Source organism: Larkinella knui, from assembly GCF_003858645.1.
In the GTDB taxonomy this organism is placed as follows: Bacteria; Bacteroidota; Bacteroidia; order Cytophagales; family Spirosomataceae; genus Larkinella; species Larkinella knui.
On sequence record NZ_RQJP01000001.1, the window covers coordinates 16,943 to 29,624 of the forward strand.

The window sequence follows — 12,682 nt, forward strand, 5'->3', positions numbered from 1 at the left end:
ATCAATTCGCTTCAGTTAAAAGTCGGGCTATTTTATTTGTTTGCTAAAACATTAATAAGATTTCTATGTAATTAAAATCGATTTCATAGGTAAAATATCCTGCTCGTTTAGAGTAAAAAATGTGTCTGTTTAATGCGGTCAGCAGTCGATGAATCAGGAAGCAATCTGGTTGAGAAGCTACAATCCCACGATTTTTCATGCCAAAGCTGCATTAAAAAAAAGGAGACAGTCATTAAATAAATTTAGAAAAAAAAGAAAATAAGTATTGCAAAAAAAAATTACCATTTCTGGAAATGAGTAAGAATGGTTTTTTAACAACGATCCCGATACAGCCCGGAAACACTACTTTTTTTTGCACAAATATTTTCATAAATTTTTTTATAGTTGATATTGGTTGAATGAAAAAAAAACGAATTGCTGGTATATAATTTGATAAATTATTGTCTGGATACTAGTAAAAATTCTGTCACTTATTAATAACAATATTGCTGATTCACAACCATGATGAGAACTTTACTGTCTGGTATTAAGCAAAGAAATGTGTTGCTGGCCTTCGTGATTTTTTTGTTTTCCAGCTCGCCCGTCTGGGCTACAGAGCGGCCTAACTTTGCTCCACTTCGTCTTAAAACGATACTGACACAATCGCTGCCGGGCCGGGTTGAAGCAGAGAGTTATGAAAACATGAGTGGTGTACAAACCGAAAATACAAGTGATACGGGCGGTGGCCAGAATGTGGGCTGGATTGATGATAACGACTGGATGGACTACCGTGTCAACGTGGCATCCGCCGGGGTATATACCTTTAAATTTCGGATCGCCAATGGATGGGGAAACGGGCAAATTGAACTGAAGACCTTCAGTGGTACGGTTCTTTCAACGCTTCAGGTGCCACAAACCGGGGGCTTACAGGCCTGGCAAACCATTTTAACAACGGCTTATCTGACTGCGGGTGAACAGACTTTACGGGTGCGGGCCATCGCCGGGAACTGGAATTTTAACTGGTTTCAGGTTGAGAGCGCCCTCCCGGTGCCCGGCAAAATTGAAGCGGAAAATTATTCAGGCATGAACGGTATTCAGACCGAAACGACGTCTGATGTGGGTGGTGGACTGAATGTGGGTCGCATCGACGACAACGACTGGCTGGATTATAACATCAATGTGGCGTCGGCGGGTGCCTACGCTTTTAATTTCCGCGTTGCGAAACAATACGGCGATGGAAAAATTGAAGTTAGAACCGCTGCGGGAGCGGTCTTAACCACAGTTGACATACCCTATACCGGTGGCTGGCAAAGTTTTTCGACCGTGAGCGGCACGGCTACTTTACCCGCCGGAAACCAGATTTTGCGGATTTATGCCGTTAAAGGAGACTGGAATTTCAACTGGGTCGATGTGCAGTCAACCGCACCGGTTGCGCTGCCCTCGGTGATTACCTTTGCTGCCTTGTCGGACAAAACCGTGGGTGATGCTCCGTTCAATCTGACGGCCAGCAGCACCAATACCGAAACCGCCATCAGTTTTGCATCCTCTAACCCGGCCGTCGTTTCCGTTTCCAATTCGACCGGCTCCTGGAAGGCGACGGTGGTGGGAGCGGGGACGGCGACCCTAACGGCCTCGCAAACCGGAAATGCCCATTTTCTCGTGGCCGACAACGTGGCCAGGACCCTGGTGGTTCATCCCGCCCAAACGCCCCCCACCTCATCGACTGCGGTTAAAATTCCGATTGAAGCCAAACGGTGGTACCAGCTCAACAACGTCAGCAATGGCTTGGAAGGCTTATTTGACGGGATTACCAATGTCGACGTGAACACGGGATACGGCAAGGTACTCAGCAACTTCGACGCGTATTATCCGCTGCTGCCGGGGGAAACGATGACCATTGAAAGCGTCAAATTCTTTGACGGTTCCGGTACGATGATTGACAGTCCGATGACGCTGTCGATCATCACCGATCAGTGGCAGACCATTCCCATCGCTACGTTTACGGGTCAGGAATACAACGGCTGGGTCGGCCCTTACCCGAATCGGTCCCTTACCGGTGATGCTAAGTTTAAACTCGATGTTCCCATTACCAATGCCCGGTATCTCGTGCTGAATGCGTGGTGGGGCTATCCGACCGAAATCGAATTGTACGGGAAGTATACCCCTACAACCGTTCCGGTAACACCGATTCCGCAAAAGTCCATTCAGCTGAAAAGCATGTTTGGAGCCAATGCCTTCGAGTGGGATTTTGAAGATGGTCAGAATCCGGACAACATCAGCGAACCCAAAATGAAAGCCGTTAAAACTTTCCGGGGCATTCGGCACTACATCGATTGGGAAAAACTGGAAGCCAACGAGGGTAAGTTTACCTTCAATCCGACCCACAGTGGGGGCTGGAATTACGATGCTATTTACGAACGCTGCAAAGCCGATGGAATCGACGTACTGGCCTGTTTAAAAACACTGCCGGGCTGGATGCTGGCGACTTATCCGGAAGACCAGCGGGATTCGGAAAACGTACCGCTTCGTTACGGCAGCGATTTTACCAACCCGGCCTCGTACATCGATCAGGCCAGAGTGGCGTTTCAGTACATGGCCCGGTATGGCTTCAATACGAACGTGAACCCGGCGCTGGTCAGTGTGAACAGCGCCCCGCGCTGGACCGGCGATCCCATCAACACGGTAAAAATTGGTTTGGGATTGATTAAATACATCGAGTGCGACAACGAACGGGACAAATGGTGGAAAGGACGGAAGGGATACCAGACCGCCCGCGAGTATGCGGCTAACCTGTCGGCTTTCTACGACGGTCACAAAAACACGATGGGGCCGGGTGTAGGCGTTAAAAATGCCGATCCCAATGTAAAAGTCGTTATCGCCGGCATGGCCTCGGCCTACGCCGGAACCGACTACCTGCGGGGCATGATCGACTGGTGTAAACAATACCGGGGGTATAATCCTGACGGTTCGGTCAATTTGTGCTGGGATGTCATCAATTACCACTTGTATCCCGACAACTCCAACTCGTCACAAAGCGGAACGTCGACGCGGGGAGCGGCTCCCGAAATTTCTTCGGCCGTCAAAGTCGTGAAAGAATTTATGGAAACCGCCCACAAATACGCGCGGGATATGCCGGTTTGGGTGACTGAAACGGGCTATGATGCCAATCAGGGGAGCCCGCTGAAAGCGATTCCAATCGGTACTAAAAATGAATACCAGACGCAGGCCGACTGGATTTTACGGACGGCATTGTTTTATGCCCGGTCGGGTGTGGAGCGGGTTTTCTTTTACCAGATGTACGACGATAACTTCCTGAACCCGACGCAGTTTGGTTCATCCGGTTTGATCAATCAGGACTTTAGCCGCAAACCGGCCGCCGACTTTATCCATCAGGCCAACAAGCTCTTAGGAGAGTATACGTATAAGCAAACGATCAGTACCAATCCAATGGTCGACCGGTATGAGTACCAGGGCAAGTCAGCCTATGTGCTGGTGGTGCCGGATGAAGTAGGCCGGACGGCTCAGTATACACTGGATTTGGGAACGGCGGCTTTTGCCAGGGTCTACACGCCCAAAGCCGCCAGCGATACGGCCGACGTTCAGAAACTGACAACCGTGGCGGGTAAACTGACGCTGACGGTTACCGAAACGCCGATTTTTGTCATTGCCTCCGATCAGGTCGTTACCTCGTCGACTTCAACAACGGCAACAGCCCGACTCGGCTCGGCGGAATTGGCGGGCAACTCGCTGCACCAGTCCGTTCGGGTTTATCCGAATCCGGCGGTCGATTTTGTGAACATCGATCTGGACAACGAAAGTGCGGAACCGCTGGAAATCAACGTGTTCAATGCCAGTCAGGGAACACTGCACAAACAGGTTAATCTGGAAAAAACCTCCGCGGCTTATTCGGGAAAAATCAACGTATCGGCCTTGCCGATGGGAATGTACATTCTTGAAATTAAGCAGGGCAACGACCGGGCTTTTCGTAAAGTGCTGAAGGCCAGTAAATAAGCAGGTCGCAGGTGAAAACCCATCGTGCCTCCGGAAGTTGATTCCTCAGGAGACAAGACGAATTGATTCAGCGGTACCGGGTTCATCCGGTACCGCTTCTTTTTTGGCTATTTCCAGGTAACGGTGGCTTTGCGAATGCAGTGGTTGAACTTATCCAGAATAAATACCTCGCCTTTTTTATTGACCGCTACCCCAAAGATGCCATGGGAGAAGCCAGGGCGGTTTTCGGCATAATCGGTCGATACCGTGTTGTAGGTTAAGTTATACAGGTAATCATCCGGCGTTACGACCAGCAATGAGCCACCCGTGTCGTCCACAACAAACAATTGCTTGCTGGCCGGGTCGTAATGGGTCCGATACGGCTGAAAGACGGTGGCGTTACTGCGCGGGCAATCCTTGCCGTACCCCGTACCGAAGTTGATGTAAGTCGAAACCGTTCCGTCGGGTGTGATCTTACGAACGCGCCGGTTTCCCCAGTCGGGAACGTAGACATTCCCGGCCTCGTCGAGGGTCAGGTCTTCAAAGGAGCAAAATTCAGCTTCTTTTCCCTTGGCATCCAGGTAGTTACACAGTGCCGTGTTGACCGGCGCCTTACCGGCCAGGGTCGTCACGGTGTTGGTGTTCAGATTGACCTTCCGGACGCAATAATTCAGCGCATCGGCGATGTAAAGATTCCCGGTTTTGTCCATGGCGATTCCCCGGGGTGAGTAGAATTTAGCCGAAGCCAGGGGGCCGTCTTCGTAGCCGTTCAAACCGGGTCCACCGTTCAGGCGGGTTGCCTTTCCGTCGGGGCTAATGCGGAAAATACCGCTGGCAATACCTTGCGCGTCACCACTTTCAATGGCATAAAGCGTTACACCGTCGCGGGGATCGATGCAGATGTCGGTCACGGAATAGAGCCCTTTGGTAAAGGTCGTTACAGTACCGGTCGGGTCGATTTTTCGGATCACACTGCCGCCCGTGTAGCTATAACGCTGGTCGATGACATACAGGTTTTCATTTTTGTCCATGGTCATCTGGGAAGGGTAGCTGAACCGGGCCGCCGTCCCTTTTCCATCCAGGTTGCCGGCTTTGGTGTCGCCCCCGATAATGGTGGTGAGGGTCACGGCGGGCTTGCGTTTGTTGCCGGACGACGGGTTGCCCGGTGATGGCGTATCGGTTTTCGGTTTCGTGCAGGCCAGGGCCGTGCCCACGAACAGGACAAAGCCGACGCGGTAAGCAGTTGATTTCATGTAGCTTGTTGTTTACGATGATTCGAGGCCCAAAGGTGCGAATCAACCACCCGCGGCCCAACCGGGGATTCGATGAAACGAAAAAAGCCGCTTGTGAAGCGGCCTGTAGGTTCGTTGAAAGGAATCTGATCAAAAGATCAAATCATAATTATACTTGATCTGTCGGTAGAGCGCGCGTCCCCACACGACGAAGAAATTGGTATTTTCGTGTCGCCAGTTACTCCGGGTAACCGTACTGGGTTCGTCGTCGGAATTTTTCTGTTCGAACATCGCATTAAAATCCGTCAGAAAAACACCTTTTCCTTTCTTTTTAATGAACGAAAGGCACATCAGATATTCGGTTTTATCCGACTTGATTCCTTCCACATACCGGCCAAATTTATCCAGAAATGAACTTCGCCGTAAATGAGGATGGTCGCTGTAGTAATAGATCTTGGTATAATTCAGATACCACGGTTTATACGACATTCGCGAAAAACCGTTTTTATAAGGCGTCAGATACGGATAGGGGTAATACGCATAGAAGCGTACAATGTCCAGATTTTTTTCCTCATTCATCATGGCCAATGCATCCTTAAAATACGTCGGAAAAGCCGGTTTGGGAATAAAATCTTCCTGAACGTACAACGTATACGGCGTTTTGACGGCCTCCTGACCTTTGTTGATGTTATTGGCTAACCCTTTATTTTGTGGGGTTGTGATGAGCCGAAACGTGTAGCGTTTTTTTAACTCCCGGATGGCATTTAAATGCTCCTTTTTGCTGCCATCGTCCGAAACGACAATGTCGTCAAAAGAGCACTTTAATTCTTTAAAGGTACGCAATAACCGCTCCAGCGAACCGCTTCGGTTGTAATGCGTTATCAATAGCGTGACGTCCGAAAAGTGCGTTGAGTGGGAATCCATTTTAGTATACAGTACTAATCTTGACGAAAATCAGGGTGGAACAATCTACTCTTTCAACAAGGCTAATTCAAACGTATTTTTAAGAAGCCGGTATTTTAAATACCACCAGCGGGCAAAAAGCAGGAAGGGATTCGTACTTTCCCGCCAGCTGGCCCGATAAAACGTGCTGGGTTCCGAAGCGGAATTTTTCTGATCGAATACCGTCGTGAATTCGTTAAAAAATAACCCTTTTCCGTGTTTTTGAATCACGGAAAGGCACATTTGAAACTCCGTGACATTTACGTCTTTTCCTTCTACATAACGACCAAATTTTTGCAGAAAATTACTCCTCCTTAAGTGCGGGTGATCACTGTAATAATAGAACTTCAGGTGGTCGGAATACCACGGCGAAGGTTTGTAAACCATTCTGGAAAACCCTTTGCCATACGGTTCCAGATACGGATAGGCAAAGTAGGCGTAAAACCGGACCAGGTCGAGGTCTTTTTCCCGATTCATGATTTCCAGCGCATCTCTAAAATGCGTGGCAAACGATTCTTTAGGGACGAAATCTTCCTGGACGTAAAGCGTATACGGCGTTGTTACGGCGTCCTGCCCTTTGTTGATGTTGTTGCCCAGTCCCCGGTTTTTTGGTGTTGTAACCAACTGAAAACCATAACTTTTTGATAGCTCTTCAAGTGCATTGACATGTTCCGGCTTGCTGCCGTCATCCGAAACCACAATGCCGTCAAACGTGCAGTTCAAGTCTTTAAAGGCTTTTAACAGGCGCTCCAAAGAACCGCTTCGGTTGTAATGAGTAATCAGTAAGGTCACTCCCGGAAAATGATTTTCCATAGACTTAAAAAGAAAAATTTGAATACGTTAATTCAACGCAATAACAAAACCTGGCCGGTTTGTAAATAGTCGCTGGTTTTCCGGTTCGGGTCGGTAGCCCAGTACTTTATTTTCCAGGGATAAACGCCTTCCGGACAGGGTTTTTCCAAATACGTTCCGTCCCATCGGGACCCCATCGTATCGGTGCTGAAAATGACGCTTCCCCAGCGATTAAAAATTTGCATTTCAAACGCAACATTAGCTTTATGATACACCATTAACACGTCGTTTTGGCCATCATTATTGGGTGTAAATGACGCCGGTACGTGAATTTTAGGCCCCGAGCATTCTGCCGATTCGATGGGGGTCAGGCTTAGCGAATTGGACGTGGCCTTACACGAACTGTTCTGATCCGTCAGTGTATTCGGAACTTGCGTACAGACCAGCCGGTAATACCGCTTACCGGGGTAGCTTACCTGAATTAAATACGATGGACCGGTAGCGTTTGGAATCGATTTCCACGTTAAACTATCCGTGCTCTCCTGCCATTGATATACCGGTTTGTCATAGCCTGGCCCCAGCGTTGAGGTCACCAACTGCGTCGTATTCGCGCAAACATCCAGCGTAGAACGGGTGTTTCCGTCGTAGCCAATCCGGAGCAGGGGATGGCACGGCCGGAACTGGATGTCGTCCAGGGCCAGATCATTGCCGCAACCGCCCGGTCCGTTGTTGACTAGCTTCACCACCACCGTATTCCCCTGGTCCGGCATCGTAAATAAGACGGAATACCGAATCCAGGTGGGCGTTGCCGAGCGCCCGATTGACCCGGTATTGATCGTCTGAATGCTGCTGCCATCGGCTCGTTCAATTTTCATCGTAATGTTTGGGTCCAATGGCACCGTCTCAATGGGATTGCATCCGTTGGCCATGATGGGATTCATTAAATTCAAAACCCAAACCGAAAATTCGTACGTTATGCCATTGCATAAGCCCGAAACCGACTGATTATAAAACTCGCCGGATTCATACGAAGCATTGACAATGGCCATCACCCCATTGGCGTCATCAGGCGTGTGATCTTCCAGTACCGTGTGCCAGGTCGAACCGTAGCAATGTGTCGAATTCGCCAGGATATATTCACCATCTCCGGGGCAGCGATCCGACACAAACTGATAAGTTGTTTTGCCTGTTTCCAGGGGTGTTAAAACGCTGCTGCCAAAGGTTTCATTGATAATCGCTTCGCCTAAAATTCCAGTACAGGCTTGCCCGTAACTGGTTTTTACATAGCCAGTAAAAAGGGTCGTTACCACTAAAATAGTCTTCAACAACACCGTCCGATAATTGACCATAACGTTTTCAGTCGGATCAGGACGAAGTGGAACCGGAGGCCGAAAAGGGCATCGCCTGCCTGACCCGGGTCGTGAACGCTTTGCTGAGACTGCCATCGGCGATTAACCGCCGGTCGCTGGTCCAGACCCGGGCATTCGGATCGGTGACCCGAACGGTGCGGCCTTTGCCTTCCTGTTGCAGGGAAAGCGACATCCAGCCGTCTTCACACTTGCCCGATGGCGGGGGCTTGATTCCGGCCGCCACCAATTCCGCCACCGATCCTTCGCGGCCGCTATCCAGCGCAAAACCGCCGACCGCCAGGGCGTCGGCCCGGCGAAAGGCAAAGTTGAAACCGTATACATTCATGAATTCTTGATGCCGGTTTCGAATGCGGTTGACGAGTTGAGCCGTCATTTCGTACCCCCACAGGGCCAGACGGGACGAGTTTTGGCTGGGTAAAAACGAATACAACCCATACGTACAGGCAATTTCCGGGTTATGCAGCGGGGCCGTTATGGCTTCGGCCCAGCCCGATGGGTACAGACAATCCGCATCGGCATTGGCCATGTAAATGCCCCGGGCCGCTTCCAAACCCGCCTGACGGGCAAACGCAACACCGGGCCGACGTTCGATAATGGAACGGACCCCGCACTTGTCGAGAAGCTCCTGAGTACGATCAGACGAGTTGTTGTTGACCACCAGAAGCTCCGTGGGTCGGGAAACTTTCTGGTCGGCCAGCGACGATAGCGTATGCAATAAATTAGCCTCTTCGTTGTAAGCCGGGATTACAATGGAAATTTCCGGTTTATCAACGTTGAACTGGGCAAGCCGGCTCCGTAAATCCTTGAGTTGCCCCGCAGGAACGTTTTCTGGATAATAAACAAACGAATGTTTAGAAAGCCAGTCTGGTAAAAGTAGATTGCTCACGGGCTTACAGTGTTGAGTTTCTAACTTATTGAGGTAACAATTTCATCCGGCATTCTCCATTTTTAACCGTTATAACACCCGACCAGGAACGGGTTTTGGACTGGGCATAAAAGCTGTAATTACCGTCGGTATTCTGGAATGTAACGTACCCATCCAAACCACAGGATGCTGGTGTTCCGGATGCCTGAAAGGTATTGATAACGCCCTGCATGGCGTTGGCTACGTAGACTTCAATATCGGAGCCGTCGCCCCGACCGTTGGTCCAGAACATAACGCTTCCCGATGTTGGTATTCCGGAGATCGTAACGCTACGGGAAACTTCGTCCGTGCTGTTTCCATTTTTCGCTATCAATCGCGCAAAATAGATACCGTTTGCTTTAAATTCGATCACGGGATTGGCTTCCGTCGAAGCCTGGCCGTCGCCAAATTCCCATTGATACCGGCTGGCATTGACCGATTTATTGGTAAACTGGATTCGGTTTGTTGAACCACTAATCGGCGCAAAATCGAAACCAGCCGTCACGTATTTTACCAGACCGCCAATCTCCACACTATTGGAAACCTGATCTTCACCAACATCATTTTTTGCCGTTAATACAACGGTGTACGTTCCGTCGGTTTTATATTCTATTTCCGGGGCCTCATCCGTCGAAGCCCGTCCGTCACCAAACGTCCACTGATACCGTTTGGCATTCAGAGATTTATTGGTCAGTTTTATTTTTCCCGGTGATCCGGTAACTTTTTCAATCGAAAAATCAGCGACGGGTTGGGGGGTAATCGCCGGCTGACAACTGATCGTAAAGGATACCAAAGCAATGAGATAAATTACCGTATAAATAAAATCATTTAACCTTCTTTTCATGACTGGAGACTTTTTACTACTTACAGGTACTCGATTAACGTTAACTTATTTTTGATATCACCTTTTTTCTTCCAAAATGAACCGGTTTTATTCCTTTATTAAACCGCATCTCGATGTTATTATAGGTCCATCTTGAAACCAGATAGATCAGGTAATAATTTAGAAAAACCAGGTATACATACGCAGAAGGCGGGAGTTTAAACAACCGGATAAAAACTACATTGAACAGACTCAACAGGAGCGTATGCGTCATATAGATCGAATAGCTGTACGTTCCGATATTTTTTAAAAGAACAGATTTTTTTAGAAAATGGGAGAGAATACCACGTTCAAATGAAAAGACGAGAATGGCCAGAAAGAAAATAAACTCATACACAAACCCTATTCCTTTTAATACCGATCCGTAATAGATCATTGTTGCGAGGGTCAGTAGCGCGAGTATTTCAAAAAATGAAAAGATACCTGTTTTTACAGTGCTGAGAAATGGATAAAAATGTTTAAAAACGTAATAACAGACGGAGCCCGTAAAGAAACCCAGGATTCCCCTTAAAAAGCCGTAGTCAAAACTGTAGTTTATTTCATAACGACCCGTTATTGAGGCTATACTGAAAATAGAAAGGATGGGCAAAAGGGCAAATAAACCGTATTTAATGTTCTGCAATTTGCTTTTGAATAAGGTGACCAACACAGTACCAAAAAGCAGATAAGATACCATTTCGGCACTGATTGACCAGCTCGGGATGTTCCAGCTCACATCGTGGACACTGGGGATTTTTACAGAATTGAGCAGAAAGAGTGAAGTGAAAAACGTTAAAACGTTATTACTCTCGTTAAAAGGCTGATTGATGTGAATATAGGAAGCAAAATAGAGCTTAATGTTTTCGATTAGTAAAAAGCAAATGAGTAGGATAACGTGTAGCGGATAGATTCTTAATAGCCTTTTCTTTATAAAGGTACCAAATTCGGCTCCAGTAGCCATCGAAGGGTAACTATAGGTGATGACAAAACCGCTTAAAACAAAAAAGAAGTCAACAAACATATCGGAGTTGTCAACGAAATTATTGTTGAGTAAGGGTGTATCTGCAAATGGCGATACATGAAATAAAACAACCATCGAGGCAAAAATACCTCTGAATATATCCAGAACCTGGAACCGATGTTTCATGATTTGATTCTGGCCGGCTTTCATAAAGACTGTCTGAATGTTCTTATTTCCAGGAGTGATACTTTATACATCAGCGTCAATGTTAAATAAATTAAACCGCCAATGATTACTTCTGCTATGGTATTCAACATGCCTAAGTAACCCACAAAGTATTTGTAGGCAAATATGGTTAAGACCATCAACAGGCAGAAACTGAGCGGTTTGATGATATTGGCAAAAAATTCTTTGATAAAGCTTCCAATCAATGAATTGGCAATGTAGAAGTTAAGAATTAAACTGATAAATGTTGTAGTCAGATAGGAGAAAGCGATACCCGTTACGTGCCAGTATTTTCCGAAGAAATACAGCAAGGGAACCTTGATTACTAACGTCACCAGGTTTAAATAAAATAGTAGATTGGGTTTCCCTTTGGTGAAAGCCAGCGTAAAAAGCGGGTGAGCCAGGCAACCAAAAAAGCTTTGGAAAACAAAAATCTTGATCAGAGGGATCGTGTTCTCCCAACCCGGTCCATAAAACAAGGGAACGACACTTTCGGCGGTGATGTAGAGCCCGGCCAGCAGCGGTAAATTAAGATAACTGATAATATCCAGAATTTTTAAATACGAGTTTTTTAATTCCAGGTCATTCCCTTTCATCTTCGCCAATACCGGATAAGCCACCTGCAAAATGATAGGATTTAGTTTATTGATTGGAAAAACCGCTAATTGATAAGCGATGGTGTAATACCCCAGCGAGGTGACGCCCAGTAAACTTCCAACGATAATGTTATCGGCATTTCCCTGAATAAAACCGATCAAACCGTCGCCAACATTAAAGAGTCCAAACCGCAGGTGTTCTTTAATGATGCTGATGTTGAAATAAAACGACGGAACAAAATATTTCAAACCGAGGATGATCGATAAAGCCGTCCGGACGACGTGCATAATCAGATACCCAATGATCAATGAGGTTTCGGCAAAACCGTTGTAGGCCATGGCAATGGCAATTGACGTTCCCGTAAACGTGCCGATGATTTCGATAATGGCAACGGATTTAAATTGCAGTTCCTTCTGCAGAATGAACAGGAAAATCTGCCCCAGGTAGTTAATAAGAAAATAGAATGACGCGAGTTTAATGACTTTGTCGAGCCGGGGTTCGTGATAAAAAGAAACAACGAGCGGAGAACTGAAGTAGACAATTAAAAAAACCGTTCCGCCCAGAATCAAGCCCATAAAGTACAGGGTTGAAAGGACTTTCGGGTCGCTTTCCTGCTTCGAAATTATCGAATTGGAAAAGCCCAGATTGCTAAAAATAAAAAAGAAATTAATGATCAGCGTACTGACACTAACTACGCCAAAAATCGACGGTTCCAGAATTCGAGCCAGAATGGAAACCTGCAGAAACTGGAACACCGTCGAAATTACGGTGGAAATTGTGATCCATTTCCCGCCACTGATGGCCTGTTGTTTCGTACTCATATTCCTT

General features: G+C 47.4%; 9 protein-coding genes. 1 reads left to right on the plus strand and 8 read right to left on the minus strand.

The genetic code is table 11. The features are described 5' to 3' along the window. Positions 1 to 504: 504 nt before the first annotated feature. Positions 505 to 3,990 carry a carbohydrate-binding protein gene (locus tag EHT87_RS00080; RefSeq protein WP_262707745.1) on the plus strand — a complete coding sequence of 1,162 codons (3,486 nt, stop codon included), beginning with the start codon at positions 505 to 507 and terminating at the stop codon, positions 3,988 to 3,990. Positions 3,991 to 4,097: 107 nt separating this feature from the next. Here EHT87_RS00080 and EHT87_RS00085 read toward each other — a convergent pair whose 3' ends face one another. The 8 genes from EHT87_RS00085 to EHT87_RS00120 all read right to left on the minus strand — a co-directional run bounded on the left by EHT87_RS00085 (position 4,098) and on the right by EHT87_RS00120 (position 12,675). After that, positions 4,098 to 5,222 (minus strand): NHL repeat-containing protein, encoded by a 1,125-nt coding sequence (locus EHT87_RS00085; RefSeq protein WP_124902635.1) that lies wholly within the window; start codon positions 5,220 to 5,222, stop codon positions 4,098 to 4,100. A gap of 129 nt (positions 5,223 to 5,351) precedes the next feature. Continuing rightward, positions 5,352 to 6,125 (minus strand): glycosyltransferase, encoded by a 774-nt coding sequence (locus EHT87_RS00090; protein WP_124902637.1) that lies wholly within the window; start codon positions 6,123 to 6,125, stop codon positions 5,352 to 5,354. Between the two features lie 45 nt (positions 6,126 to 6,170). Then, positions 6,171 to 6,956 carry a glycosyltransferase gene (locus EHT87_RS00095; protein ID WP_124902639.1) on the minus strand — a complete coding sequence of 262 codons (786 nt, stop codon included), beginning with the start codon at positions 6,954 to 6,956 and terminating at the stop codon, positions 6,171 to 6,173. 32 nt (positions 6,957 to 6,988) lie between these two features. After that, the gene (locus tag EHT87_RS00100) at positions 6,989 to 8,284 is read right to left on the minus strand and encodes a T9SS type B sorting domain-containing protein (RefSeq protein WP_185716104.1); all 1,296 of its coding nucleotides are present in this window, start codon (positions 8,282 to 8,284) and stop codon (positions 6,989 to 6,991) included. Between the two features lie 16 nt (positions 8,285 to 8,300). After that, positions 8,301 to 9,191, minus strand: coding sequence for a glycosyltransferase family 2 protein (locus EHT87_RS00105; RefSeq protein ID WP_124902643.1), 891 nt, complete (start codon positions 9,189 to 9,191; stop codon positions 8,301 to 8,303). A 25-nt stretch (positions 9,192 to 9,216) separates the two neighbouring features. Next, on the minus strand, positions 9,217 to 10,053 hold the full coding sequence (locus EHT87_RS00110) for a PKD domain-containing protein (RefSeq protein ID WP_124902645.1): 837 nt from the start codon (positions 10,051 to 10,053) through the stop codon (positions 9,217 to 9,219). 40 nt (positions 10,054 to 10,093) lie between these two features. Further along, positions 10,094 to 11,242, minus strand: coding sequence for an acyltransferase family protein (locus tag EHT87_RS00115; RefSeq protein ID WP_229320750.1), 1,149 nt, complete (start codon positions 11,240 to 11,242; stop codon positions 10,094 to 10,096). After that, positions 11,239 to 12,675, minus strand: coding sequence for an MOP flippase family protein (locus tag EHT87_RS00120; RefSeq protein WP_124902647.1), 1,437 nt, complete (start codon positions 12,673 to 12,675; stop codon positions 11,239 to 11,241). Before EHT87_RS00120 ends, EHT87_RS00115 begins: the two co-directional genes overlap by 4 nt. Between the last annotated feature and the right edge of the window lie 7 nt (positions 12,676 to 12,682).

Coding starts and splice junctions, on each gene's coding strand:
- EHT87_RS00095 (WP_124902639.1), bottom strand. CDS start 6,956: ATGGAAAATCATTTTCCGGGAGTGACCTTACTGATTACTCATTACAAC.
- EHT87_RS00090 (WP_124902637.1), bottom strand. CDS start 6,125: ATGGATTCCCACTCAACGCACTTTTCGGACGTCACGCTATTGATAACG.
- EHT87_RS00110 (WP_124902645.1), bottom strand. CDS start 10,053: ATGAAAAGAAGGTTAAATGATTTTATTTATACGGTAATTTATCTCATT.
- EHT87_RS00100 (WP_185716104.1), bottom strand. CDS start 8,284: ATGGTCAATTATCGGACGGTGTTGTTGAAGACTATTTTAGTGGTAACG.
- EHT87_RS00085 (WP_124902635.1), bottom strand. CDS start 5,222: ATGAAATCAACTGCTTACCGCGTCGGCTTTGTCCTGTTCGTGGGCACG.
- EHT87_RS00080 (WP_262707745.1), top strand. CDS start 505: ATGAGAACTTTACTGTCTGGTATTAAGCAAAGAAATGTGTTGCTGGCC.
- EHT87_RS00120 (WP_124902647.1), bottom strand. CDS start 12,675: ATGAGTACGAAACAACAGGCCATCAGTGGCGGGAAATGGATCACAATT.
- EHT87_RS00115 (WP_229320750.1), bottom strand. CDS start 11,242: ATGAAAGCCGGCCAGAATCAAATCATGAAACATCGGTTCCAGGTTCTG.